Source organism: Microbacterium sp. A93 (assembly GCF_051842835.1).
Genome location: NZ_JBPXMT010000003.1, coordinates 47,143 through 72,438, shown reverse-complemented (window position 1 = coordinate 72,438; position 25,296 = coordinate 47,143). Strand labels below are relative to the sequence as shown.

The window sequence follows — 25,296 nt, the reverse complement described above, 5'->3', positions numbered from 1 at the left end:
CCTACTGATCCGCTTCACCGATCCGCTTCGCTGCTCCACGTCACTGCTCCACGTCACAGCGCCGCGAACTGCTTGCCGGGGTTCATGATCCCGAGCGGGTCGATGGCGTCCTTGACGGCCCGGTGCAGCCGGCGGCTGCCCTCATCCAGTTCCCGGGCCAGCCAGGCGCTCTTGAGGGACCCGACCCCGTGCTCGCCGGTGATGGTGCCGCCGAGGTCGAGGCCGATCGCCATGATCTCGTCGAAGGCCTCATGGGCCAGACGTACGGAGGTCTCGTCCGTGGTGTCGAAGAAGACGGAGGGGTGCATGTTGCCGTCTCCGGCGTGGGCCACCACGGCGATCATCAGCCCGGTCCGGGCCCGGACGGCGTCCAGCCGGTCGTAGAACTCCGGGATCGCGGTGCGGGGCAGGCAGACGTCGTCCAGCAGCTGCCCGCCACCGTGGTCACGGGAGTACCGCTCGAAGGCCGGTTGGGCCATGCGGCGAGCCGCCACGAGGGCCTCGCTGTCCTCGGGATCCTCGCTGAAGGCCACCTCCAGGGCCCCGAGCCGCTGGGCCACGTCAGCGAACTCGGCGACCTCCCGGGCGGCCTCGGCCACCACGCCGTTGCCGTCCGACTGCATCAGCAGCAGGGCTCCGGCCTGATCGTCCAGGCCGAAGTCACCGAAGCGGTTCAGCAGGTCGATGGAGATCCGGTCCAGGGATTCCATCATGGAGGGACGGGCACCGGCGCCCATGAACTCAGCGACCGTCTGGGCGGCCTCGCGGGGCTGGCGGAAGGTGGCCACGGCGGTGAGGGGCGGAGGCAGGCTCGGCACCAGGCGGAGGGTGGCCTCCACGATGATCCCCAGGGTGCCCTCGGAGCCGACGAACAGGCCGCAGAGGTCCAGCCCGGCCACTCCCTTGGCGGTGGTGCTGCCCAACCGTGTCAGGGTGCCATCGGCCAGGACCACGGCGACCTGCCGCACGTAGTCCCGGGTGACGCCGTACTTCACGCAGCACAGCCCGCCGGCGTTCGTAGCGAGGTTGCCGCCGATCGAGGACATCGCCACGGATCCCGGGTCCGGCGGGTAGGACAGGCCGTGGGCGGCCACCGCGTCCTTCAGGTCCTGGTTGATGATCCCGGGTTCCACGGTCACGGTCTGCTCGGCCGCATTGACCTGCAGGATCCGGTCCATCCTCTCCACCGAGAGCAGCAGGCATCCGTCCACCGCGTTCGCCCCACCGGAGATCCCCGAGCGGGCGCCCTGCGGCACCACGGGGATCCGGTGCCTGGAGGCCCAGCGCATCGTGGCCTGCACGTCCTGCACAGTGCGGGCCCGGACGAGGGCCAGGGCCGTGCCGACGGCCGCGAAGGGGGCCTCGTCCCGGGCGTGGGAGGAGACCACCTCCGGGTCCGTGGTCAGCGCGCCCGCGCTGAGTTCGGGGGTGAGTTCCGCGGCGAGGTCCTCGAGCAGCGCCCCGGTGCCGGCCGGCCCTGCCGTCATGAGTCCTGCTTCCGCAGGTGGTCCCGCAGGACCACCGCCTGGTTGTTCTCGGTGTCCTTCGCGGCGTACACCAGCACGAGATCCTTCTTGCGGGAGTCCCGCCAGCGCTCCAGGAGGGCCTGCACCGCGGGTGCGCCGCCGTCGTCGGGCTCCTCCGGGTCTGCGGTGTGCTCCAGCTCGGCCGTGTACCGCCGGCGGAAGGAGGCGAAGCGTTCGGGATCGTGGTTGAAGTCCTTCCGGACCTCATTGGAGGGGGCCACCGCCTTGCACCACTCGTCGAGCTCGAGGTCTGCCTTGGCGATCCCGCGCGGCCAGATCCGGTCCACCAGGACGCGGTACCCGCCGTCCGGGGACTCGTAGACACGGCGGATGCGGATCTCCGCGGGGCGCTCTCCGGATTCTGGTGCCATGCCCCCACCGTAAACCCTCCCGGGCCACCGGGTTCGGGGGTGTACGGGGGTCATGGGAGAATCGAGACCATGGCTGAACAGACCCCGGGCACAGACACGCCCGCCACTTCTCCGTCCACCGCCCCCGCCCCGGCACCCACCGTGACCGTTCCGGACCGCCCCGGCCTGGAGGGACTCGAAGACAAGCTCTCCGCCGTCTGGCGCGAGAACGGCACCTACACCTTCGATCCGGACACCACGCGGGAGGCGGTCTACTCGATCGACACCCCGCCGCCGACCGCCTCCGGATCCCTGCACGTGGGGCACATGTTCTCCTACACGCAGACCGATGTGCTGGCCCGGTACCAGCGGATGACCGGCAAGAACGTGTTCTATCCGATGGGCTGGGATGACAACGGCCTGCCCACCGAGCGCCGGGTGCAGAACTACTACGGGGTGCGCTGCGATCCGACCAAGCCGTACCTCGAGGACTACCGCCCGCCCGAGCAGCCTGCGAAGAACCAGCGCGACTGGGACGTGGTCTCCCGCAAGAACTTCATCGAGCTGTGTGAGGAACTGGCCGTGGAGGACGAGAAGGTCTTCGAGGACCTCTTCACCCGGCTGGGGCTGTCCGTGGACTGGTCCTTGACCTACCGGACCATCGACGACACCTCCCGCTCCGTCTCCCAACGGGGCTTCCTGCGCAACCTGGCCTCCGGTGACGCGTACATGGCCGAGGCGCCCACCCTGTGGGACGTCACCTTCCGCACCGCCGTGGCCCAGGCCGAACTGGAGGACCGCGAGGTGTCCGGCGCCTACCACCGGATCCCCTTCTTCACGCCGGAGGGGCAGCAGGTGATCATCGAGACCACCCGGCCCGAGCTGCTGCCGGCCTGTTCGGCCCTGGTGGCCCATCCCGACGACGAGCGGTACCAGGGCCTGTTCGGGACCACCGTGACCTCTCCCCTGTTCGGGGTCGAGGTCGAGGTCCGGGCCCACGGGCTGGCCAAGCAGGACAAAGGCTCCGGCATCGCCATGGTCTGCACCTTCGGCGACCTGACGGACGTCACCTGGTGGCGCGAGCTCGATCTGCCCACGCGGACCGTGGTCGGCCGGGACGGCCGCTTCCATGCGGAGACCCCCGAGTGGATCACCACGGAGTCCGGCCGGGCCGAGTACGAGAAGCTCGCCGGCAAGACCGTGTTCTCGGCCAAGGAGGCCGTGGTGGCCTCGCTGATCGAGGCCGATCTGCTGGACGGTGAGCCGAAGAAGATCACCCACCCGGTGAACTTCTTCGAGAAGGGGGACAAACCCCTCGAGGTCATCTCCTCCCGCCAGTGGTACATCCGCAACGGCGGACGGGATGCCGAGCGGCGCGAGAAGCTCGTGGCCCGTGGCCGGCAGCTGTCCTGGCACCCCGAGTTCATGCGGTCCCGGTACGAGAACTGGGTCCAGGGCCTCAACGGCGACTGGCTCGTCTCCCGCCAGCGGTTCTTCGGCGTGCCGATCCCGGTCTGGTACCCGCTGGACGACTCCGGCGAACCGGACTACGACCACCCGATCCTGCCCGCCGAGGACCAGCTGCCGGTGGACCCGGTCGCCGAGACCGCCCCGGGCTACCAGGACTCCCAGCGGGACGTGCCCGGCGGCTTCACCGGTGACCCGGACGTGCTGGACACCTGGGCCACGTCCTCCCTCACCCCGCAGATCGCCGGGCGGTGGAGCAGGGATGAGGACTTCTTCGCCTCGGTCTTCCCGTTCGACCTGCGCCCCCAAGGCCACGACATCATCCGGACCTGGCTCTTCTCCACCGTGGTCCGCGCCGAGTCACTCCAGGACACCGTGCCGTGGAACCACACCGCCCTGTCCGGCTGGATCCTGGACCCGGACCGCAAGAAGATGTCCAAGTCCAAGGGCAACGTGGTGGTCCCCACCGATGTGCTGGACGAATACGGCTCGGACGCGGTCCGCTACTGGGCGGCCTCGGCCAAGCTGGGTGCGGACACCGCCTATGAGGTCGCGCAGATGAAGATCGGCCGGCGTCTGGCCATCAAGATGCTCAACGCCTCCAAGTTCGCGCTGAACCTGGGCGCCTCCGTGGAGCACGTGGTGCGCACGGCAGAGGACGCCGCGGTCATCACCAATCCCCTGGACCGAGCCCTCATGGTCCGGCTCTTCGACACGATCCAGCAGTCCACCCGGGCCTTCGAGTCCTACGACTACGCGCGGGCCCTGCACCTGACGGAGTCCTTCTTCTGGCAGTTCACGGATGACTATGTGGAGCTGATCAAGGACCGCGCCTACGGGGGCCACGGCGAGGCCGAACAGGCCTCCGTGCGGGCCACCCTCGCCACCACCCTGGACGCCCTGCTGCGCCTGTTGGCCCCGTTCCAGCCCTTCGCCACCGAGGAGGTCTGGAGCTGGTGGCAGACCGGGTCCGTGCACCGGGCCGCCTGGCCGGGGCAGCCGGACCAGATCATCGGCATCGAGGCCGCGTCCGCCGGAGCCACCGCCGACGTCCTGGCGGCCGTCGCCCTGGCCCTGGGCGGCATCCGCAGGGCAAAGTCCGAGGCGAAGGTGAAGCAGCGCACGGAGGTGCTCTCCGCCGTCGTGACCGCCCCGGAGAACCGCCTGGGGTCCCTGCGGGGCGGGCTGGCCGACCTGAAGGCGGCCGGCAACGTCCGCGAGCTCACCCTCGCGGCAGGCTCCCCCGCGGGCGAGACCGAGGTGCTGGTCTCCGACGTGGTGCTCGCCGCACCCGAGTCCGCTGAGCCTGTTGAGTCGACTGGGTCCACTGGATCCACCGGGCGGTAGGGCGCGGCCCCACCGATACCCGCCAGTCCCAGCCAGTCCCAGCCAGTCCTAGCCAGTCCCCCCGGCCGGGACACCGCCTGAGGGCCATCCGGAACCGATGGGTTCCGGGTGGCCCTCAGGTCTTTTTCGGGCCCCAGTGACGCCCGGGGTAAAAAGTTGCTTGCACCGTACTGATAAAGCACGTACCAGATGGCTGGCGTTCCATCCCCCTCCACGCCCGTCATCCACCGCTCAGTCTCCGCACCACTTCATGGGAGTTCGATGACACATGGCGCCACCCACCACCCTCCGTCATGCCCTCGTGGTCGAGGACGACGAGGATATCCGCAGTCTGCTCGTCCACACCCTGAACAAGGAGGGCTTCACCGTGACCGAGGCCCCGACGGGCAGCCAGGCCATCGAACTCGTCCAGACGGTTGAACCGGATCTGGTCACCCTGGACGTCCAGTTGCCGGGCCTGGACGGTCTGGAGGTGTGCCGGCGGTTGCGGGAGCACTCCAACGCCTACGTGGTGATGATCTCGGCCCGGTCCACCGAGACGGACAAACTGGCCGGTCTTGAGGCGGGCGCGGACGACTACCTGAGCAAGCCGTTCAGCACCCGGGAGCTCCGGGCCCGGGTGGCGGCCCTGTTCCGCCGCCCCCGCATCACGGACTCCGCCCCCGAGCAGTCCGAGCGCGAGCGGGCCGTCGAGGTCCAGCGCGGGCTGCTCCCGGACGCCCCGCCGGATCTGCCCGGTTATGACGTGGCGGCGACCTTCCAGCCGTCCCGGCTGGTCGGTGGCGACCTCTACGACTGGTACGTCGAGTCCGGCCAGCTGCACCTCACCCTGGCCGACGCGATGGGCAAGGGCATGGGCGCCGCCATGATCGCGGCCTCCGTCCGGGCCACCTTCCGCTCCGTGGCCCTGATGCCGGGCCTGACCCATGCCTTCAACCACGCCGCGGCGGCCCTGTCCAGCGCCCTGCAGAGCTCCGGCTCCTTCTCCACCGTCTTCACCCTCCGCATGAACCCGACCAGCGGGCGGCTGTCCTATGTGGACGCCGGACACGGGATCGCGGCCATCGTGTCCGCGGACGGCGGGATCCGCCGGCTCGAACCGGGTGGTCCCCCCGTGGGGCTCTGGTTCGAGGACCGGTGGGAGGCACAACGTGCCGACCTGCTCCCGGGTGAATCCCTGATCGTGGTCTCCGACGGTGTCCTCGACGCCGTCGGCGACCTCGAGGGCACCTGGGCCGCCATGTCGGCGCTCGTCCTCGCCAACACGTCCGCCCAGGGCGTCGCGGACGACCTCGCCCGATTGGCCCAGGGCGATCCGGAGCACGACGACGTCACGGCCGTGGTGGTCCGACGCCATCGTGAACTCCTCCCTTGATCTCCCCACCCCACCCGGTACACCTCCGGACGAAAGGAAACACCCCGATGCAGTTCACCGTGGAAAGGCATGACACCTATACGGAGGTAAAGGGCGAGGGCCGGCTCAACATGGTGGCCGCCCCGAAACTCAAGGACGTGGTCGCCACCGAGATCGGAGCAGGCTCACGGCAGATCGTGGTGGAACTCGGCCAGACGGAGTTCATGGACTCCTCCGGACTGGGTGCCCTCATCAGCTGCCTGAAGCTGGCCCGCCAGGCCAGCGGAGACCTCCGCATCGCCAATGTTCCGCCGCAGGTGCTGATGGTCCTCCAGCTGACCAGCATGGATCGCGTCCTGACGCCCTATCCCGATGCCGTGTCGGCATTCCCTGCAGGTTGACCCGATGTCAACGCTCGCCTTCCGGCTCCCGGCCGAGCCGCAGACCGTCGACGTGGTCCTAGATCAGCTTGAACGGCTCTGGCGTTGCGCCGACCACGTGCCGTTCCCGGACCGCATGGCCTTTGACCTGGCCGTGATCGAGACCGTCAGCAACACCATCCAACACGGCGTGGCCGGCCCGGGGCCGCTGGAGGTCGGCGTGGAGCTCGATGCCCGCACCTCGACCCTGCAGGCCACGATCGTCGAGTACGGCGCTGCCACTCCCCCACTCCTGGCCGAGCGGACGCGCGCCTGCGACGAGGCGATCATGGACGCCGCCCAGCAGTGCCTGACCGAATCAGGACGGGGCCTGGCCCTGATCCGCACCCTGGTGACCCTGGGCTTCGAACGGGTCGGCCCCACCAACGTCTGGCGGTTGTGGCGGCAGACCGGCGTGTAGGTTGGGTGGCATGAGCAGACCGGTACTGATGGCCACCGCGCTTGCGGGCATGGGAGCACTGCATTTCGCCACGCCCCGGGCGTTCGACGGGCTCATCCCCCGTGCGCTCCCCGGCTCAGCCCGGACCTGGACGTACGGTTCCGGGGTGGCCGAGTTGGCCGTGGCCGGCCTGCTCGCCGTCCCGGGGACCCGACGCGCGGGTGGCCGGGCCGCTCAGCTGCTCTTCCTGGCCGTGTGGCCCGGGAATTTCTACCATGCCTACCGCGCCCGGAACGCCTCACCGAGGGTCCGGGCCATCACGTGGGCGCGGCTGCCGCTCCAGATCCCGATGATCGCCGCGGCCGGACGGATCGCCGCCGGGCACTGACAGACATCGCCGCCGGGCACTGACGGACGCAGCCCCGCCAGTCGGAACGGCAGCGGGTCACCGCGGGATGTTGGTCCGCCAGATGGCCACCTCGGCCTTGTGGGTGACCCGCTGGCCCTGCCAGTTCTCCGGTGTGGCCAACTTGTAGCAGGACCTGGTGACCGTCATGTACCGGCCGTTGATCCTGTTGGTCTCCTCGTTGACGTCCTCAATGCTGCCTTGGCAGTGCTTGAGGCTCAGGCCGGCGATGATCGTCCGTTTGATCACGGTGTCGGCCTGGGCCGGTCCGGCGAGTCCTGTGAGGGCCCCGGCCGCCAGGAGGAGGGATGCACCGGCAGAGAACAACCTCGTGGTCATCTTCATGTCATCCCGTTCAGTGGAGAGGCACGCATCACTGCGCTGTCACCACCCGAGGATAGACAGGGAGTGCGTCAGGTTCAAGACCCGATACGCCCATGGCACGCCCGCAGGCCGAAGGCTCAGTCGAACTGGGGGCGCGTCGTCCGGGAACGCTTGATCTCATAGAAGTACGGGTATCCGGCCAGGGTCACGGTCGCATCGAAGATCCGGCCCGCCTCCTCGCCGCGCGGGATGCGGGTCATGACCGGACCGAAGAACGCGGTGCCGTTGAGGGCCACCACGGGGGTGCCCACGTCATGGCCGACCTGGTCGATGCCCTCCTGATGCGAGGCACGCAGCGTCGCATCCAGGACATCGGTCCGCGCCGCGGCGAGGATCTCGTCGGTCTCGAACCCCAGCTCCTCCAGGGCGCCGCGGACGGCGACCTCGTAGTCCTTCTGGCCCTCGTTGTGGATGCGAGTACCGACCGCGGTGTAGTACCGGCCCACCGCACCGTTGCCATGACGTTCCCTCACCTGGGTGGCGGCGCGGGCGGGCAGCCAGGCGCGGTCCATCATCTCCCGGTAGCCCTCATCGATGTCCTGCTCCTCGTTGAGGACGGACAGGGACATGATGTGCCAGTTCACCGTCACGGGGCGGACCTTCTCCACCTCCAGCATCCACCGGGACGTGATCCAGGCGAACGGACACACGGAGTCGAACCAGAAGTCGACGGTCTCGGTCTCAGCGGACGTGGCGGTGCCAGTGGTTTCAGTCACGGTTTCCTCCAGAAGGGGTGGATACGTTCAGGCCGGATGGGTTCAGGCGGAGTCAGGCGGATTTGGTGCGGCGCTTGCGCTGCACCTCACGGGAGATCAGCGTGGCCTCAGCGCCCTCCCGGACCACGTCCCCGGTGATGACCACGGTGGCGATGTCCTCGCGGGACGGCAGGTCGAACATGACCGGCTTGAGCACCGCCTCCATGATGGAGCGCAGACCGCGGGCACCGGTCCCCCGCTCCTCGGCCTGCTCGACCATGGCATCCAGGGCCTCGTCATCGAACTGCAGCTCGACGCCGTCCATGAGGAACATCTTCTGATATTGCTTCACGAGGGCGTTCTTCGGTGTGGTGAGGATGCTGATCAGCTGGGCATGGTCCAGGTTGTCCACCGTGGTGATGACCGGCAGACGGCCGATGAACTCGGGGATCAGACCGAACTTCAGCAGGTCCTCCGGCCGCACGTCCGAGTAGGAGACGTCCCGCTTGCCGATGGTATTCAGGGGGGCTCCGAAACCGATGCCCTTGGAACCCGCGCGGGAGGAGATGATCTCATCCAGCCCGGCGAAGGCGCCGGCCACGATGAACAGCACGTTCGAGGTGTCGATCTGGAGGAACTCCTGATGCGGGTGCTTGCGGCCACCCTGCGGCGGAACAGCAGCGGTGGTGCCCTCCAGGATCTTCAGCAAGGCCTGCTGGACGCCCTCACCGGAGACGTCCCGGGTGATCGAGGGATTCTCGGACTTCCGCGAGATCTTGTCGATCTCGTCGATGTAGATGATGCCCTGCTCCGCCTTCTTCACGTCATAGTCGGCGGACTGGATGAGCTTGAGCAGGATGTTCTCCACATCCTCGCCCACGTAACCGGCCTCCGTCAGGGAGGTCGCATCTGCCACGGCGAACGGGACGTTGAGCTTCCGGGCCAGGGTCTGGGCGAGGTACGTCTTGCCGGAGCCGGTGGGACCCACGAGGAGGATGTTCGACTTGCCGACCTCGACATCCGCCAGTTCGTCCACCTCCTCTCCGGAGCGGTCTGCGAACGACTCACTCTTCGACTGGGCCGGCTGCTGCCCCGAGCGGATCCGCTTGTAGTGGTTGTAGACCGCCACGGCGAGCGAACGCTTCGCCTCCGACTGCCCGATCACGTACTCCTCCAGGAAGTCGTAGATCTCCTTCGGCTTGGGCAACTCGATCTCGGCGGTCTCCGCGACCTCGGAGAGCTCCTCCTCGATGATCTCGTTGCACAGCTCGATGCACTCGTCGCAGATGTAGACGCCGGGACCGGCGATCAGTTTCCGGACCTGCTTCTGGCTCTTTCCACAGAACGAGCACTTCAGCAGGTCGGCGCTCTCACCGATGCGGGCCATGCGGGTATCTCCTCGATAGGGGTCGGGCGGCCAGACGTAACTGCCCAAGGTCGTGCCATTCCAGCTTAGGGGGTGGACACGTTAAGGTACTGGACCGCAACGGCGGCACCCACCGGACATGACGTGTCATGTCGAGGTGCGCGCCGCCGTCGTGGTCTGAACGGGCCGAAGCCCTGGGGGTATCGGTCAGTTGGAGAGCTGGGGACGCGTGATCTTGCGCGATTCCAGGACCTCGTCCACGAGGCCGTAGTCCTTGGCCCCCTGGGCCGAGAGGAACTTGTCCCGGTCGATGTCATGGCGGATCTGCTCCGCCGTCTTGTTGGTATGACCGGCGAGGATCTCCTCCATCCAGGTACGGATGCGCAGCAACTCCTCCGCGTGGATCTGCAGATCCGTGGCGGTGCCCCGGTCCCCGCCCATGGAGGGCTGATGGATCAGGACGCGGGCGTTCGGCAGGGCCAGGCGTTTGCCCGGTGCACCGGCGGCCAGCAGGACGGCAGCAGCCGAGGCCGCCTGGCCGAGGCACACGGTCTGGATCTCCGGACGCACAAACTGCATGGTGTCGTAGATCGCCGTCATGGCGGTGAACGAACCACCCGGGGAGTTGATGTACAGGGTGATGTCCCGCTCCGAGTCCATCGACTCCAGCACGAGCAGCTGGGCCATGATGTCATCCGCGGAGACGTCGTCCACCTGCGAACCGAGGAACACGATGCGGTCCTCGAACAGCTTGGCGTACGGGTCGTTGCGCTTGAAGCCGTACGGCGTGCGCTCCTCGAACTGGGGCAGGACGTAGCGGTTGCCCGGGGCCGGCTGGCCGGCAGCGGAGGGCATTCCGACGGGGAACTGGTTCATGTCTGGTTTCTCCTGGGCGAAAGGTCTGTGAGCTGGGATGGACGGTCCTGGGACGGCGTGGGCCGGATCAGGAGTTGTCCACGCCCCCGCCGCCGGACACGGTGCCGGCACGTTCGGCGATGTGGTCGAAGAACCCGTAGGCCAGGCCCTCCGGAGCGGTGAACCACTTGTCCCGCTCATTGTCCTTGAGGATGGTGTCCACCGTCTGTCCGGTCTGCTCGGCGGTGAGCTCGGCCATAACCTGCTTCATGTGCAGGATCAGCTGTGCCTGGATGCGGATGTCCGATTCGGTGCCGCCGATGCCGCCGGAGGGCTGGTGCATCAGGATGCGGGCGTGCGGAGTGGCGTATCGCTTGCCCGGGGTGCCCGAGGACAGCAGGAACTGACCCATGGAGGCGGCCATGCCGGTGGCCACGGTCACCACATCATTCGGGATGTACTTCATGGTGTCGTAGATCGCCATGCCCGCGGTGATGGACCCACCCGGGGAGTTGATGTAGAGGTAGATGTCCTTGTCCGGGTCCTCGGCGGAGAGCAGGAGCATCTGCGAGCAGATGGCGTTGGCGTTCTCATCCATGACCTCGGAACCCAGCCAGATGATGCGTTCCTTGAGCAGACGGTTGTAGATGTAGTCCTCGCGGGCCGCCGGATCTACCGACGCCATACGGGGAGCAGTGGACGATGCGGACATGACGCCCTGCCTTCCTTCAGATGGACTTCTCATGCTCCGTTGGCACCAGGAGGTGCGCCGAAGGCATTGATCTTGGATCGAGACTACTGTCCCCGGGCGGCCCTGTGCCCCTTCCGGCCCGACTGTTCGCTGTTGGCGTGGATGGATGCGCTGCCAGCGGACCGGGATGCGCTGTCAGCGGACCGAGCCGCCACCGGACAGCAGAACGCCCGGGCCCCACCACGGATGATCCGTGGCGGGGCCCGGGCGGTCGGACACTCGTCAGAGGCCCTGAGAGGTCACTTGGCCGAGTCGGCCTGCTCCTCGGTGGCCTTCTTGGCCGGGGCCTTCTTGGCCGGGGCCTTCTTGGCGGGGGCCTTCTTCGCCGGAGCCTTGTCGGCGTCAGCATCAGCTGCCTCGGCCTCGGTGGCCTTCTTGGCCGGAGCCTTCTTCGCCGGGGCCTTCTTGGCGGGGGCCTTCTTGGCCGGAGCCTTGTCGGCATCAGCGTCAGCGGCCTCGGCCTCGGTGGCCTTCTTGGCCGGAGCCTTCTTCGCCGGGGCCTTCTTGGCGGGAGCCTTCTTCGCCGGGGCCTTCTCTACGGCCTCCGCCGGGGAATCAGCAGAGTCGGCCGAAGCAGCTGAGTCTGCGGAATCAGCTGAGTCTGCGGAATCGGCAGAGTCCGCGGACTCGGCGGACTCAGCCGAGTCGTCACCACCCGGGGTGACGAAGGAGCTCAGGTCCACGGTGTTGCCCGCGGTGTCGGTGACCACGGCGTATTCAAGGACCTTGGCCAGGGCCTTGCGACGGCGCACCTCGCCCATGATCATCGGGACCTGGCCGGCCTGGTCCAGCATCTGCGCGAACTGGTTCGGATCCATGCCGTACTGCTGGGACGTGGAGATGATGTACTCGATCAGCTCGCCCTGATCCACGCCGACCTCTTCGGCGTCGGCGATCTTGTCGAGGATGATCTCGTTCCGGAAGGCCTCGCGGGCATTGCCCTCCACCTCGGCGCGGTGCTCCTCGGTGTCGTGCTCATCGCCCTCGGAGTGACCCTGCCCGGAGAAGTGCTGCTCCATCTGCTCGGCGACGACCGAATCCGGGACCGGGACCTCAACCAGCTTCACGAGCTCCTCGAGCACCTTGTCACGGGCCTCGATGCCCTGACCGGTGACGGCTCCCTCAGAGGCCTTCTCCTTGAGGTCTGCCTTGAGCTCGTCGATCGTGTCGAACTCGGAGGCCAGCTGGGCGAAGTCGTCATCAGCCTCGGGCAGCTCGCGCTCCTTGACGGCGCCGAGCACCACCTTGACGGTGGCCTTCGCGCCCGAGTGCTCGCCACCGGCCAGCGTGGTCTCGAAGACGGCGTCTTCGCCGGCAGACAGCCCTTCAAGGGCCTCGTCCATGCCGTCGAGCATCGTCCCGGCGCCCACCTGGTAGGAGAGGTCCTCGGCGTGGTCGACCTGCTCATCATCGACGGTGGCCGTCAGGGTGAGGGTGACGAAGTCGTCCTTCGCGGCGGGACGTTCGACGGCCTTGAGGGTACCGAAGCGGGACCGCAGTTCGTCCAGGGCCTTCTGCTCGTCCTCCTCCGAGGCGGCGGCAGGCTCCACGGTGACCTTGAGGCCCTTGTAGTCGGGCAGCTCGATCTCCGGGCGGATGTCCAGCTCCACGCTGAACGTCAGCGGCCCCTCGGCCTGGCCGTCCACACCCGGCATCGAGGTGACCTCGACCTCGGGGCGAGACATCGGCGTCGTCTCGGTCTGCGTCAGGGCTTCCTGGTAGAAGTCGTTGAGGCCCTCGTTGACGGCCGTCTCCACCACGTAGCCGCGGCCGACGCGCTGGTCGATGATGCGCGCAGGAACCTTGCCCTTGCGGAAGCCTGGGACCTGGATCTGGTTGGCCACGGTCTTGTAGGCCTGGTCCAGGCGCGGCTTGAGGTCCTCGAAGGGGACCTCGACGTCCAGCTTGACCCGGGTCGGGCTGAGGTTTTCTGCGGTGCTCTTGACCACGTGGGACTCCTGTGTGGATCGATCGTCTCGTGTATAGGGGCACGGATGGGCCCGGCCGTCGGGCATCCGGTGAATCAGGCCTCCCCCTGGCAAGAGGGGGAGACCATGACGTCGGGGTGACAGGATTTGAACCTGCGGCCTCACGCTCCCAAAGCGCGCGCTCTACCAAGCTGAGCTACACCCCGCAGACGGCCCTGGCCATTTCTGACCAGAGACCAGTGTACGCATTGGACGCGCCATACTCCGCATCCCGACGACATTCAAGCCTCGCCACAGCCACCGGCAGCCCTGCCGACGGGCCCCTCGAGTCCCTGCCGAGACGTCCGCCGAGAGCACTTGTCCGCCGTGACGCCGCGCCGGACGAACAGGATTTTGCGGCCCGACCGGACAGCTTGATAGGATCATCAACGCTGTGGGGATGTAGCTCAATGGTAGAGCCCCAGTCTTCCAAACTGGCTACGCGGGTTCGATTCCCGTCATCCCCTCCACCGCACCACCACAAGCCCCGGCCTCGGCCGGGGCTTGTGGTGTTAACGGGGGCCACGGCAGGCCCCCACGCCGCACTGCGCCCCCTCAGCCGGCCCCGCGGCGGACCGCCCCAATCCGTGTCCGACCCCGCGTCAGAAGCCGCGTCGGACGCCGGCCCGCATCAGGCCTGCATCAGGCCTGCAGTTATTTATAAACCCTTGGCTTATATAAGTGCCGATGCAATACTTGGCCCATGCACGCTCTCGACGTCTTGGGTGATCCGGTGCGGCGCCGCATCCTGGAGCTGCTCGCAGAGGGCGAACTCAGTGCCGGTGGGGTGGGCTCCGTGGTCCAGTCCGAGTTCGGCATCAGCCAGCCGGCGGTCTCCCAGCACCTGAGGGTGCTGCGCGAGCAGGGATTCGCCACCGTCCGCCCCGAGGGCACGCGCCGGCTCTATGCCGTGGATCCGAGCGGTCCACGCCAGGCCAGCGAATGGCTCAGCCCCTTCGAGAGGTTCTTCGCTCCGAAGCTGGACGCCCTGGGCACGGAGCTGGCCCGCGGCAAGCGCCAGCGCCGGATCGCCGCGGAGGAGGCCGCCGCACCACCGATGCCCCCAACACCCCCAACTCCGCCAACTACAGAGACAACCCTTCCAAAGGAGTACTGACATGGTCGATGTTCAAAGCCAACTGGCCGCGGTCACCCGCGGTCTCAGCCTGGAGGACCGGGACGGCGAGCCCTCGCACGTCCAGACCCTGGAACAGACGTACCCGGCCGACCTCGAGGACGTGTGGGAGGCCGTCACCACGGCCGACCGCATCGCCCGCTGGTTCCTTCCGGTCAGCGGTGACCTTCGGCCCGGCGGCCGCTACCAGTTCGAGGGCAACGCCGGCGGCACGGTGTTGGAGTGCACCCCGCCGGCGGACGGCTCCGCCGGCTACCGGGTCACCTGGGAGTTCGGCGGCGGGGTCACCTGGGTGACCAACAGCTTGGCCGCCGAGGGCGAGGCCACCCGGCTCGTGCTGGAACACGTGGCCCGGGCCGGGGACCTGCCGGCCGGGATGTGGGAGACCTACGGGCCCGGCGCCACCGGCGTGGGCTGGGACGGCGGGCTGCTCGGACTGGGCCTGCACCTGGGGGCCACGGAGGGCTCGCTCTCCCCGCAGGAGGCCGAGGCCTGGGCCATCACCGAGGAGGGAATGCGCTTCTACCGCGGTGCCGCCGACGGTTGGGCGGCGGCACAGGTGGCCGCCGGGACGGATCCCGAGACGGCCGGCCGTGCCGCAGACGCGACGTACGGCTTCTACACCGGCGCCGGCGGCTGACATCCCGGACACCAGTACAGCTTCCGGGCCTGCATGGCAGCCATCCGCACGACCGTCCCACAGACCCGGCAGGCCAGCCCGTCCCGCTGGTAGACGTAATAGGCGTTCTCCGGCCACACGGGCACCGGTTCCCCCGCCTCGTCCACCACCGCACGGTGCTCGGGGCGGGTGGTGATGATCCTGCCGTCCCGCACGCCGTGGCCCATCAGGACCACGAGGTCCTCCCACAGGTCCGTCCCCGCCTGAGGCGACAGCCGGCGGCCGGTCAGGTACGGGTCGAGTCCCTGACGGAACAGAACCTCGGCGCGGTAGATGTTCCCGACGCCGGCCAGCACGGCCTGGTCCATCAACAGTTGCCCGAGTGCCACGCCCCGGCGGGAGACCCGCTCCAGGAACTGCTCCGGCCCGGTGCCGGGTACCAGGGGGTCCGGCCCGAGACGGTCGATGACGGCCGCCGCCTCCGGGACCGGGATCACCTCGCAGGCGCTGGGGCCGCGCAGGTCCGCCCAGCCGTGCTCCGAGACCAGCCGGACCCGGACCTGTCCCACCGGATCCGGTGGGCCGGCATAATCGGGGGCGGGGCCGTCGTCGGGCACCTCCGTCTCCCCCATCCTCCGCGGCGCCCCAATGCTGGAGGCGCCGCGGAAGGTCTCGTCGCCGCCGAAGCTGAAGGCGCCGTACAGCCCGAGATGGATGCGCAGCACCCGCTCGGTGCCGCCGGGCGGGGACCCGGCTTCGCCGAACTCGAGGAAGAGGTGCTTGCCGTGCGCCCGGGTGCCGCGCAGCACCTGGCCGTCCAGCAGTCGCGCGCCGGCCTCGAAGCGGCCCTGCGGGGAGCTCACGTGGAGGCGCTGACCGGCGAAGACGTCGGCGAGCTGCCGGGCCAGACGGTGGATCGAATGGCCCTCAGGCATCTATACAGCCCCCCGGTCAGGCAAGGACTTCGCGGGTCTGCTCGAAGTGGGCGATCTTGCCGATGCGGCGCACGTGGCGCTCCTCCCCGGAGAACCCGGTGCTCAGGAAGGCCTCGACGATCTCGGTGGCCTCGGCGAGGGAGTGCTGCCGGCCGCCGACGGCGATGACGTTGGCATCGTTGTGTTCGCGGGCCAGTCGAGCGGTGTCCTGGCTCCAGGCCAGGGCAGCGCGGATGCCGCGGACCTTGTTGGCGGCGATCTGTTCGCCGTTGCCCGAGCCGCCGAGCACGATCCCGAGGGCCTCCACCCCCGACTGCTGGTCCACCACCACGGCGGCGGCGGCATTGATGCAGAAGGCCGGGTAGTCGTCCTGCGCGTCATAGGACTGCGGGCCGTGGTCCACCATCTCGTGTCCTTTGGCACCCAGATGCCTGATGAGGTGGGCGCTCAGCTCGAGGCCGGCGTGGTCGGTGGCGATGTGCACGCGCATGGATCTGCTCCTGTATCCGGGGTGAGGTGTCCGGTGAAGTACGGTCGGGACCGCACGCCAGCCTACCGGCGGCTGCCCCGCACTACCGCAGACGGTGTGGCCGGTGGCACAATGGTCCGATATCCAGCATTCGCTTCACAAACGGAGGCCCCGTGCCCACTCTGAACATCACCCGCACCGAGGCCGCCGAGCGCGCCGCGGCCCTGTCCGTCAGCTCCTACGCGGTCGAGCTGGACCTGACGCTCCAGGGCGATCACTTCGGCTCGGCCACCACGGTCACCTTCTCCGCCTCGGCGGACGCGGTGGGCACCAGCACCTTCATCGACTTCGTCTCCACCCAGACCCCGGCCATGACCCTCAACGGCGAGGTCCTGGACGCCGGGGCCTTCGACGGCACCCGGATCACCATCGGACCCCTGGCCGCCCAGAACGTCCTGGTGGTGGACGGCCTGGCCGACTACATGAACACCGGCGAGGGACTGCACCGGTTCGTGGACCCCGTGGATTCGGAGACCTATCTCTACTCGCAGTTCGAGGTCCCGGACTCCCGCCGCATGTTCACCGTGTTCGAGCAGCCGGACCTGAAGGCCACCTTCGCCTTCACCGTGACCGCGCCGGATCACTGGGCCGTGGTCTCCAACTCCCCCACCCCGCAGCCGCTGCCGGCCGGTGCCGGGCGGGAGGGAATGGCGACCTGGGCCTTCAAGCCCACCCCGGTCATCTCCTCCTACATCACCGCGCTGATCGCCGGACCGTACCGGTCCACCCACTCCGAGCTGACGAGCTCGGACGGCCGGACGATCCCCCTGGGCGCCTACTGCCGGGCCTCCCTGTTCGAGTACCTGGACGCCGAGAACATCTTCGAGCTGACCCGCCAGGGCTTCGAGTTCTACGAGGCCCAGTTCGGCACCCCGTACCCCTTCGAGAAGTACGACCAGCTCTTCGTGCCCGAGTTCAACGCCGGGGCCATGGAGAACGCCGGTGCCGTGACCTTCCTGGAGAGCTACGTCTTCCGCTCCACCGTCACCGAGGCCATGGTGGAACGCCGGGCCATCACCATCCTGCACGAGCTGGCCCACATGTGGTTCGGCGACCTGGTGACCATGCGGTGGTGGAACGACCTGTGGCTCAACGAGTCCTTCGCCGAGTTCATGTCCACCCTCTCCGCCGCCGAGAACACCCGCTACACCGGCGCCTGGACCACCTTCTCCTCCATGGAGAAGAACTGGGCCTACCGTCAGGACCAGCTCACCACCACGCACCCGATCAAGGCCGAGATCCGGGACCTGGATGACGTGCTCGTGAACTTCGACGGCATCACCTACGCCAAGGGCGCCTCCGTGCTGCGTCAGCTCGTGGCCTGGGTGGGCCAGGAGAACTTCATGGCCGGGGTGCGCGCCTACTTCGGCAAGCACGCCTGGTCCAACACCGAGCTGCCGGACCTGATGCGTGAGCTGGAGACCTCCTCCGGCCGGGACCTGTCCGAGTGGACGCGGCTGTGGCTGGAGACCTCGGGTGTGAACACCCTCGCGGTCGAGGTGGAGGGGCCCGACGCCGGCCCGATCACCTCCCTGCGCCTGCGCCAGTCCGCGCCGGACGGCACCCTCGGACAGCACGGGGACGACATCCTGCGCCCGCACCGCATGGCCGTGGGGTTCTACTCTGCCGACGGCTCCGGGAAACTGGTGCGCACCGAGCGCTTCGAGCTGGACGTGGCCGGTGAGGTCACCGAGGTCACCGAGGCCGCCGGGAAGCCCCGCCCGGACGTCATCCTGCCCAATGACGACGACCTGGCCTACGCCAAGATCCGCCTCGACGGCGCGTCCTGGGCCTACGTGTCCACCCACCTGAAGGACGTGGCGGATTCCCTGCCGCGCACCCTGTTGTGGGGTGCCGCGTGGGACACCGTGCGGGATGCCGAGGCCACCGCCGGCTGGTTCGTCGAGCTGCTGCTGGCGAACATCGGCCAGGAGCGTGATTCCTCCGTGGTGCAGACGCTGTTGCGCCAGTTGGCCACCGCGCTGGGCCAGTACGCCGCGCCGGAGCACGCCGCCCGGCTGCGCGAGGAGGCTGCTGATCGGTTGCTGGAGATGGCCCGTGCCGCCGAGGCCGGTTCGGACAACCAGCTGCAGTTCCTCAAGGCCTTCGCCCTGCACGCCCGCACCGCCGGGCAGCTGGACACCCTGGCGGGCCTGCACACGGGCACCGAGGTGCTCGCCGGTCTCGACCTGAACACGGATCTGAAGTGGGAGATGCTCACCGGGCTCGTGGCCGGCTCTCGCGCCGGCGAGGCCGAGATCGCCGCAGCCGAGGCGGGCGACGCCACCGCCACCGGTGCGCTGGCCGCCACCCAGGCGCGGGCCGCCGTGGCCACGGCCGAGGCCAAGCGGACCGCCTGGGACCAGGTGGTGTCCGGCTCGCTGTCCAACATGACGCAGCGCAACGTGCTGCTGGGGTTCAACCGGGTACACGATCCGGCGCTGCTGGCACCGTTCGCCGCCGAGTACTTCTCGGCGGTGGAAGGGCTGTGGGCCTCCCGCTCGCACGAGATGGCCGAATCCGCGGCGATCGGACTCTTCCCGGGCGCGCAGGTGTCCGCCGCGACGATCGACGCAGCCCAGGCCCTGGTGGAACGGTCCCAGCAGAAGCAGCCGGCACTGTCCCGCACCGTGGCCGAGGCCCGCGACGAGATGGTCCGCGCCCTGGCCGCCCGGAAGGCTGATGCAGCGGGTTAGGGGTCGGGGAGGATTCGGTGCTCGCCGGCGTAGATGACGAAGCGGTCTCCGCGGACGAAGCCGGCGAGCGTCATACCGGTCTCCCGGGCCAGGTCCACCGCCAGGGATGACGGCGCGGAGACCGAGGCGAGCATCGGCACCCCGGCCATCATGGCCTTCTGGGTCAGCTCGAAGCTGGCCCGGCCGGAGACCATCAGGGCGTGTCCGGCCAAGGGCAGCATCCCCTGCAGCAGGGCCCAGCCCAGGACCTTGTCCACGGCGTTGTGCCGGCCCACGTCCTCCCGCACCGCCACCAGCTCCCCACTGACCGTGTCGAAGAGACCGGCCGCGTGCAGGCCGCCGGTACGGTCGAAGACCTTCTGGCGCTCCCGCAAGGTCTCCGGCATCTGCAGGACGAAGGACTCGGTGACCCGCATCGGATCCCCGTCCACGGGGAACCGGGACTGGGTGCGCACGTTCTCGATGCTGGTCCGACCGCACAGTCCGCAGGCGCTGGTCATCAGCACCTGGCGTTCCATCTCCGGTGCCGGGGCGGCCACCCCCGGACGCAGCACCACGTCCACGGTGTTGTCCGTCTCCTCGGCAGCGGGGCCGAAGTCGCGGCCGCAGTACCGCACGGAGTGCACCTCGTCCGCAGCGCCGATCAGCCCCTCGCTCAGCAGGAAGCCGACGGCCAGGGAGAAGTCCTCCGTGGGGGTCCGCATCGTCACGGCCAGCCGGCGTCCGTTGACCCGGATCTCCAGCGGTTCCTCGGCGGCGAGCACATCCGCCCGTGCCTCCCGCTCACCCGCTTTGACTCGGACCACCCGGATCCGCGATTCACTCCTGCTCATGCATCCATCATCTCTGCTCTCCGCCCCCGGCGGAAACTCCGAGTGCACCCCGACTAAGGTTGGAGCATGTCCACCCCCCACGTGGCCGCTGACCGCACGGTCCGTCAGCGGACCCTGCCCCAGATCGGCGATTCCGGCCAGGAACTGCTGGCGCGAGCCACCGTGGCCGTGGTGGGCGCCGGAGGCCTCGGCTCCCCCGTGATCCAGTACCTGGCGGCCGCCGGGATCGGCACCGTCCACGTGATCGACGACGACACGGTGGAGCTGAGCAACCTCAACCGTCAGACCCTGCACGGTGTGGACACCCTCGGACAGCTCAAGACCGACGGCGCCGTGGCCGCTGCCCGGCGCCTCTCCCCCGAGACCACGGTGGTCCCGCACACCGTGCGCCTCACCGACGCCAATGCCCGGGACCTGCTGGCCGGGGCGGACGTCATCCTGGACGGCAGCGACTCCTTCACCACCCGGTTCATCGTCCACCGCGCGGCCACCGCCCTCGGCCGCCCCGTGGTCTACGGCGCACTCATGCAGTGGAACGCCCAGGTCACCGTCTTCTGGTCGGCCCCGCCGGCAGACTCCGGACTCCCCGCGACCGTGCTCACCGATGTCTTCGAGGACAGCGCCGCCACCCATGCCGCCCCCGGCTGCGCCGAGGCCGGGGTGCTGGGGGCCGTCGTCGGGATCACCGGCTCCTTCATGGCACTGGAGGCCGTCAAACTCATCCTGGGCACCGGCACGCCGCTGCTCGGCCGCCTGCTGCTCATCGACGGCCTCGCCGGCACCACCTCCGAGATCCCGCTCGCGGCCATCCCCGCCGCCGGCGGCACCACCCCGGGCACGACGCCGGCCGCCCACCTCCCCCGGGGGGCCGCCGGTCACGCTGTGGTCGGCCACAGCAACGGCACCGGCCCCGTGGCCCCGGCCGAGGCCGCGGGCGACCCGCAGTGCGTCTGGCTCGACGTCCGCCGGCCCGAGGAGTCCCGTGACCGCCCCGGACCGGACGGAGCCGTCCAGCTGCCGCTCGACCTGTTGCTACGGCTGTCCGCCGGTCCCACGGCCGCCCTACCCACGGGCCACCCACTGGCCGCCGTGCAGGCCTCCGGCGCCACCCTGTTGCCGTTCTGCGCCTCCGGACCGCGCAGCGCCACCGCAGCCCGTCACCTGGCGTCCCTCGGGTGGCCGGTGGCGGGCTACCTGGACGGCGGGCTGCCCGCCACACTCCCCGCCACCAGCACCAGCACCAGCACCGGAGCGCACCATGACTGAATTCCGGTATCTCAGTGTCGAGGAGCACCGCCGGCGCATCCTCGGCCTCGTCCCCCTCCTGCCCGCGGAGGACGTGTCCATCACCCGGGCCGCGGGCCGCACGCTCGCCGCGGACGCGATCGCCACCCTGGACCTGCCCCCGTGGGACAACTCGGCCATGGACGGCTACGCGGTGCGCTCGGCCGACACCGCCTCCGCCACCGCCGCGGCCCCCGTCCGGCTGACCGTCCTGACGGAACTGCCGGCCGGCACCGAGGCCGACCCCGCGCTCGCCCCGGGCCAGACCGCCGCCATCATGACCGGAGCCCCCCTGCCCAGCGACGCGGACGCCGTCGTGCCCGTGGAGGACACCGTGGGCTGGGATCCGACCGCCCCCACCGCGGGATCCGCCACCCCCGCCTCCGTGGACCTGGGCCGGCCGGTCCAGGCCGGGCGGCACATCCGCCGCAGCGGCGAGGACGTGCGCGCCGGGCACGTGATCGCCACCGCCGGCGAACCCCTGGCGCCCCAGCGGGTGGCGGCCCTGGCCGCGGCCGGCATCCCGCAGGTCTCGGTCCGGCGCGTGCCGCGCGTGGTGGTCGTGGCCACCGGCTCCGAGCTGGTGGCCCCGGGCCACCCCGTGCAACGCGGCCAGATCCCGGACTCCAACAGCATCCTGCTCGCGGCCCTCGTGCAGGCCACCGGCACCGACGTCATCCACCGGGCCCGGGTCTCAGACGATCCCGCGGAGCTCCGGGCCGTGCTGGCACAGACCGCTGACGATTCGGACGCCGTCATCGTCACGGGCGGCGCCAGTGTGGGCGCCCATGATGTGGCCCGCCTGGTGCTGGCCCCCGGATCGGGCGGCGGCGTCCCCCTGGACGCGGCAGCCGGGACGAGGACGGAGCCGGAGCACGACGCCGGTCCCTCGGCCCCGCAGGACCCGGCCGTGCGCTTCGATCGGGTCTCCGTCCAGCCCGGCAAACCGCAGGGCTTCGGGCTGCTGCCCGACGGCCGGCCCGTGTGGTCGCTGCCGGGCAACCCGGTGAGCGCCTGGGTGTCCTATCTGGTCTTCGTGGAGGCGGGGCTGCTCGGCATGCAGGGCCGCGCCACCACCGCGCCCACCTGGTACCCGGCCACCGCGGCGGAGGGCTGGCGGTCCCCACCCCGCCGCGAACAGTATGTCCCCGCCCGCGTGGTCTCCGGCCCCGGCGAGCCGCTCCGCGTGGCGCAGGCCACCGAGCGCGGCTCCGGCTCCCACCTGGCCGGGCGCCTGGCACGGGCCACCGGCCTGGTCCGCGTCCCCGCCGAGACCCTCGAGGTGTCCAGCGGGGACACCGTCCTCTACCGACCTCTGGAGTCCTGATGAGCACCATCCCACCGTCCGACGCGCCGCAGAACGCACGGCAGGCCGCACCCCTGGACGCCGGCGGCGCGGACGGCTTCACCCACCTGTCCGGGGACGGCTCCGCCCGGATGGTGGACGTCACCGCGAAGACCCCCACGATCCGCAGCGCCACGGCCGAGGCGACCGTACTCGTGGCGCCGGCGGTGTTGGAGGCCCTGACCGGCGGGACCGTGCCCAAGGGCGACGTCTGGGCGGTGGCCAGGATCGCCGGCATCCAGGGGGCCAAACGCTGCGCGGAGCTGCTGCCGCTGGCACACGTGATCGGCGTGCACGGGGCCACGGTGGACTTCGAGGTCGGCACGGACCGGATCCGGATCATCGCCACCACCCGGACCGCGGACCGCACCGGGGTGGAGATGGAGGCCATGACCGCGGCCTCCGTGGCCGGGCTGGCCATGGTGGACATGGTCAAAGGGCTGGACCGGTCCGTGGAGCTCACCGGGGTCAAGCTGCTGGAGAAGACCGGCGGACGCTCGGGGACCTGGCGCCGGGGCGAGCGGGGCCTGCGTGGTTGACTCCCTGGCGGCCATCATCCTGGCCGGCGGCGCCTCGCGCCGGATGGGCCGGGACAAGGCCTCCCTCGCCCTGCGGGACGGCGAGACCCTGCTGGCACGGACCCTTGACGCGGCCCGCTCCGCCGGTGCCACCCAGCTGGTGGTGGCCGGTGATGCCCCCGACCCGTCCGCCCCCTCCCCTCATGCCACCCCGGCGGCCACCGTGGCGGACGCGGCGGACGTGGTGTTCGTCCGCGAGGATCCTCCCCGCTCCGGGCCGGTCCCCGCCCTGGACGCAGCGCTGGAACAGGTCTCGGCGGAGTTCGTGCTCGTGCTGCCCTGCGACCTCGCCGACCCCTGGGCGGCCGCCGCCCTCCTCGTCCAGGCTGCCGACGGGCTGGACGCCGGACACGACGGCCTCGTGGCCGTGGATGCCGAGGGCCACCGTCAGCACCTCACCGCCCTCTTCCGTGCCGCAGCCCTCCGCCGCGACTCCACCGCGGACTCCGGAGCCGCCGCTGCGGCCACCTCGGGCCGGGTGCGGGAACGGGTCGCCGGACTCGACCTGTCCGAAGTGCCCGAACCCGCCGACGCTCCGGGACTCTGGGCGGACATGGACACCCCGGAAGACCTCGAGCTGGTCCGGTCCCGCCTGCGGGACGGTGACCCCGCACCCGACGGCGTCCAAGCCGCCACCGCCTCTGGCATCCCCGGTCTGGATCCCTGGCTGCGCACAGTGGTCCGTGAGCTGGGCCTGCCGCCGTCCGTGGTGGTGCCCGGTCCGCTGTTGGATGTGGCCCGGGACGTCGCCCACGGGGTCATCCGTCCCGGGGCACCGACCACCACCTACCTGATCGGCATCGCCGTGGGACAAGCCCTGGCCGCGGGACAGGACACCCCTGCGGACGCGGCCGAGACGGTCTCTCTCGTTGAACGGCTCTCGGCACGTATCCAGAAGCTCGCCCTGGGGTACCGGTCCACAGAGCGCACCGAGCGCACAGAGCGCACAGAAGGAGAACGACCATGACCCGCGTACGACTCTTCGCCGGGGCCGCCGACATCCTCGGTGCCACCGAACTGGAGCTTCAGGCCGCCACCGCCGGCGAGTTGCGGGCGGCGCTGACCGCCGGCCACGGGGTCAGCGCGGAGCAGGTCATCACCCGTTGCTCACTCCTCGTGGACGGCGTCCGGGCGGCGGGCGACGATCACCCGGTCGCGGAGGACTCACTCGTTGACGTGCTGCCGCCCTTCGCCGGCGGCTGATCCCCGCCGGTTCGGACGGCAGTTCGGCCGGTGAAATGGTCCATGGTCTGGTTCACGCCCAGGGTGTCCAGGATCCGGTCGAAGATCCTGACCGGCAGGATCCTCAAGGCCGGCACCCAACGCACCAGGGGCGGCATCACGAGTTGCTGGCGGCCGGCCTCCAGGGCTGAGATCACTGAGCGCGCCACCTGCTCGGGCTTCAGGATCGGCAGCAGCGCCGGGTACCGGGTCTGCACACCGTCGAACATGCCGGTGTCGATGTAGTAGGGACACACCACCAAGGTGTTGATCGGGTGGCCATCGGCCCGCAGTTCGTGACGCAGGGATTCCGTGAAACCGATGGCAGCCCACTTGCTGGCCGAGTAGTCGGTCTGCCGCGCCACCCCGGTCCAGCCGGCGGCACTGGCCACGGTGACCACCGCGCCCCGCCCCCGCGAGATCATGCCACCGAGGAAGGCCCTGGTGACCCAGAACAGGGCCATCACGTTCACCTCCAGGGTCCGCTGAATCGAGTCCTCCGAGGCGTCCAGCAGTCGCGCCCCGGTCACCACGCCCGCATTGTTGATGACCACGTCCACGGCTCCGGTCTCATCGGCCGCCCGGGCGACGGCCTGGCGGTCCGTCACGTCCACCCGGAGGGAACGGGCCGTCCCGCCCTGCGCCGTCACCGCGGCCACGGTGCCCCGGGCCGCGGCATCGTCCAGGTCCCAGATGATGACCTCGGCACCGCGCCGGGCAGCCTCGAGCGCCATCAGCCGGCCGATGCCGGATCCGGCCCCCGTGATCAGGACGCGAGCCCCGTCGAGTGGGTATCCCCTGCTCCGTGATGTGGTCATGAGCACAAGTTACCCG

24 protein-coding genes, 2 tRNA genes and 1 pseudogene are annotated in these 25,296 nt (G+C 69.8%); 14 read left to right on the top strand and 13 right to left on the bottom strand.

Annotation, left to right across the window (positions count from 1 at the left end):
• Positions 1-53: 53 nt before the first annotated feature.
• Together ACSU1G_RS08435 and ACSU1G_RS08430 are read right to left on the bottom strand one after the other, a co-directional pair.
• Positions 54-1,487, bottom strand: coding sequence for an FAD-binding oxidoreductase (locus ACSU1G_RS08435; protein WP_439279483.1), 1,434 nt, complete (start codon positions 1,485-1,487; stop codon positions 54-56).
• Positions 1,484-1,897: a DUF488 domain-containing protein gene (locus ACSU1G_RS08430; RefSeq protein WP_439279482.1), complete on the bottom strand. Its 414-nt coding sequence runs from the start codon at positions 1,895-1,897 to the stop codon at positions 1,484-1,486. The genes ACSU1G_RS08435 and ACSU1G_RS08430 overlap by 4 nt, the downstream gene beginning before the upstream one ends.
• A 69-nt stretch (positions 1,898-1,966) precedes the next feature.
• Between ACSU1G_RS08430 and valS the strand changes: the two genes are divergently transcribed.
• The 5 genes from valS (at position 1,967) to ACSU1G_RS08405 (ending at position 7,251) form a co-directional block, all read left to right on the top strand.
• Positions 1,967-4,690 (top strand): valine--tRNA ligase, encoded by a 2,724-nt coding sequence (gene valS, locus ACSU1G_RS08425; protein ID WP_439279481.1) that lies wholly within the window; start codon positions 1,967-1,969, stop codon positions 4,688-4,690.
• Positions 4,691-4,958: 268 nt separating this feature from the next.
• A complete protein-coding gene (locus ACSU1G_RS08420; protein ID WP_439279480.1) occupies positions 4,959-6,065 on the top strand; it encodes a response regulator in 1,107 nt (368 codons plus the stop codon).
• A gap of 47 nt (positions 6,066-6,112) precedes the next feature.
• Positions 6,113-6,445 carry an STAS domain-containing protein gene (locus tag ACSU1G_RS08415; RefSeq protein WP_439279479.1) on the top strand — a complete coding sequence of 111 codons (333 nt, stop codon included), beginning with the start codon at positions 6,113-6,115 and terminating at the stop codon, positions 6,443-6,445.
• A 4-nt stretch (positions 6,446-6,449) separates the two neighbouring features.
• Complete coding sequence (locus ACSU1G_RS08410; RefSeq protein WP_439279478.1) at positions 6,450-6,884, top strand: ATP-binding protein; 435 nt, start codon at positions 6,450-6,452, stop codon at positions 6,882-6,884.
• Between the two features lie 10 nt (positions 6,885-6,894).
• Positions 6,895-7,251, top strand: a complete 357-nt coding sequence (locus ACSU1G_RS08405) for a DoxX family protein (RefSeq protein ID WP_439279477.1) — start codon at positions 6,895-6,897, stop codon at positions 7,249-7,251.
• A 57-nt stretch (positions 7,252-7,308) separates the two neighbouring features.
• Here ACSU1G_RS08405 and ACSU1G_RS08400 read toward each other — a convergent pair whose 3' ends face one another.
• The 7 genes and pseudogenes from ACSU1G_RS08400 to ACSU1G_RS08370 form a co-directional block, all read right to left on the bottom strand.
• Positions 7,309-7,608, bottom strand: a complete 300-nt coding sequence (locus ACSU1G_RS08400; RefSeq protein WP_439279476.1) for a hypothetical protein — start codon at positions 7,606-7,608, stop codon at positions 7,309-7,311.
• A 122-nt stretch (positions 7,609-7,730) separates the two neighbouring features.
• Positions 7,731-8,369, bottom strand: coding sequence for a mycothiol-dependent nitroreductase Rv2466c family protein (locus ACSU1G_RS08395; protein WP_439279475.1), 639 nt, complete (start codon positions 8,367-8,369; stop codon positions 7,731-7,733).
• Positions 8,370-8,421: 52 nt separating this feature from the next.
• Complete coding sequence (gene clpX / locus ACSU1G_RS08390) at positions 8,422-9,735, bottom strand: ATP-dependent Clp protease ATP-binding subunit ClpX (protein ID WP_439279474.1); 1,314 nt, start codon at positions 9,733-9,735, stop codon at positions 8,422-8,424.
• A 186-nt stretch (positions 9,736-9,921) separates the two neighbouring features.
• On the bottom strand, positions 9,922-10,590 hold the full coding sequence (locus ACSU1G_RS08385) for an ATP-dependent Clp protease proteolytic subunit (RefSeq protein ID WP_439279473.1): 669 nt from the start codon (positions 10,588-10,590) through the stop codon (positions 9,922-9,924).
• 67 nt (positions 10,591-10,657) lie between these two features.
• Complete coding sequence (locus tag ACSU1G_RS08380) at positions 10,658-11,254, bottom strand: ATP-dependent Clp protease proteolytic subunit (RefSeq protein ID WP_439279938.1); 597 nt, start codon at positions 11,252-11,254, stop codon at positions 10,658-10,660.
• A gap of 605 nt (positions 11,255-11,859) precedes the next feature.
• Positions 11,860-13,269, bottom strand: a pseudogene (tig, locus tag ACSU1G_RS08375) (trigger factor); the annotation flags it as partial.
• A 111-nt stretch (positions 13,270-13,380) separates the two neighbouring features.
• Positions 13,381-13,454, bottom strand: a tRNA-Pro gene (locus ACSU1G_RS08370).
• A 229-nt stretch (positions 13,455-13,683) separates the two neighbouring features.
• Here ACSU1G_RS08370 and ACSU1G_RS08365 point away from each other — a divergent pair.
• The 3 genes from ACSU1G_RS08365 (at position 13,684) to ACSU1G_RS08355 (ending at position 15,062) form a co-directional block, all read left to right on the top strand.
• Positions 13,684-13,757, top strand: a tRNA-Gly gene (locus ACSU1G_RS08365).
• Positions 13,758-13,990: 233 nt separating this feature from the next.
• Positions 13,991-14,404, top strand: a complete 414-nt coding sequence (locus tag ACSU1G_RS08360) for an ArsR/SmtB family transcription factor (protein ID WP_439279472.1) — start codon at positions 13,991-13,993, stop codon at positions 14,402-14,404.
• Position 14,405: 1 nt separating this feature from the next.
• Positions 14,406-15,062 carry an SRPBCC domain-containing protein gene (locus ACSU1G_RS08355; protein ID WP_439279471.1) on the top strand — a complete coding sequence of 219 codons (657 nt, stop codon included), beginning with the start codon at positions 14,406-14,408 and terminating at the stop codon, positions 15,060-15,062.
• Here the strand turns inward: ACSU1G_RS08355 and ACSU1G_RS08350 are convergent.
• Together ACSU1G_RS08350 and ACSU1G_RS08345 are read right to left on the bottom strand one after the other, a co-directional pair.
• Positions 15,041-15,976, bottom strand: coding sequence for an Fpg/Nei family DNA glycosylase (locus ACSU1G_RS08350; RefSeq protein WP_439279470.1), 936 nt, complete (start codon positions 15,974-15,976; stop codon positions 15,041-15,043). The two genes, ACSU1G_RS08355 and ACSU1G_RS08350, sit on opposite strands and share 22 nt — an antisense overlap.
• A gap of 16 nt (positions 15,977-15,992) precedes the next feature.
• The gene (locus tag ACSU1G_RS08345) at positions 15,993-16,466 is read right to left on the bottom strand and encodes a ribose-5-phosphate isomerase (RefSeq protein WP_439279469.1); all 474 of its coding nucleotides are present in this window, start codon (positions 16,464-16,466) and stop codon (positions 15,993-15,995) included.
• A gap of 152 nt (positions 16,467-16,618) precedes the next feature.
• Here ACSU1G_RS08345 and pepN point away from each other — a divergent pair, with 152 nt between their 5' ends.
• On the top strand, positions 16,619-19,201 hold the full coding sequence (gene pepN / locus ACSU1G_RS08340) for an aminopeptidase N (protein ID WP_439279468.1): 2,583 nt from the start codon (positions 16,619-16,621) through the stop codon (positions 19,199-19,201).
• On the opposite strand, the gene fdhD is transcribed toward pepN, so the two are convergent.
• Positions 19,198-20,034, bottom strand: a complete 837-nt coding sequence (fdhD, locus tag ACSU1G_RS08335; RefSeq protein ID WP_439279467.1) for a formate dehydrogenase accessory sulfurtransferase FdhD — start codon at positions 20,032-20,034, stop codon at positions 19,198-19,200. The two genes, pepN and fdhD, sit on opposite strands and share 4 nt — an antisense overlap.
• A gap of 66 nt (positions 20,035-20,100) precedes the next feature.
• On the opposite strand from fdhD, the gene ACSU1G_RS08330 reads away from it, so the two are divergent.
• From ACSU1G_RS08330 to ACSU1G_RS08310, 5 genes are read left to right on the top strand one after another with little or no spacing between them, the layout of a single operon-like run.
• Entirely contained in the window at positions 20,101-21,300 is a 1,200-nt protein-coding gene (locus ACSU1G_RS08330) for a ThiF family adenylyltransferase (protein WP_439279466.1), read from the top strand.
• Positions 21,293-22,645, top strand: coding sequence for a molybdopterin molybdotransferase MoeA (locus ACSU1G_RS08325; protein ID WP_439279465.1), 1,353 nt, complete (start codon positions 21,293-21,295; stop codon positions 22,643-22,645). The genes ACSU1G_RS08330 and ACSU1G_RS08325 overlap by 8 nt, the downstream gene beginning before the upstream one ends.
• Positions 22,645-23,202 carry a cyclic pyranopterin monophosphate synthase MoaC gene (moaC, locus tag ACSU1G_RS08320; RefSeq protein WP_439279464.1) on the top strand — a complete coding sequence of 186 codons (558 nt, stop codon included), beginning with the start codon at positions 22,645-22,647 and terminating at the stop codon, positions 23,200-23,202. Before ACSU1G_RS08325 ends, moaC begins: the two co-directional genes overlap by 1 nt.
• Positions 23,195-24,208: an NTP transferase domain-containing protein gene (locus ACSU1G_RS08315; protein ID WP_439279463.1), complete on the top strand. Its 1,014-nt coding sequence runs from the start codon at positions 23,195-23,197 to the stop codon at positions 24,206-24,208. The genes moaC and ACSU1G_RS08315 overlap by 8 nt, the downstream gene beginning before the upstream one ends.
• Positions 24,205-24,444: a MoaD/ThiS family protein gene (locus ACSU1G_RS08310; RefSeq protein ID WP_439279462.1), complete on the top strand. Its 240-nt coding sequence runs from the start codon at positions 24,205-24,207 to the stop codon at positions 24,442-24,444. The genes ACSU1G_RS08315 and ACSU1G_RS08310 overlap by 4 nt, the downstream gene beginning before the upstream one ends.
• On the opposite strand, the gene ACSU1G_RS08305 is transcribed toward ACSU1G_RS08310, so the two are convergent.
• Positions 24,387-25,280, bottom strand: a complete 894-nt coding sequence (locus ACSU1G_RS08305; protein WP_439279461.1) for an SDR family oxidoreductase — start codon at positions 25,278-25,280, stop codon at positions 24,387-24,389. The genes ACSU1G_RS08310 and ACSU1G_RS08305 overlap by 58 nt on opposite strands.
• Between the last annotated feature and the right edge of the window lie 16 nt (positions 25,281-25,296).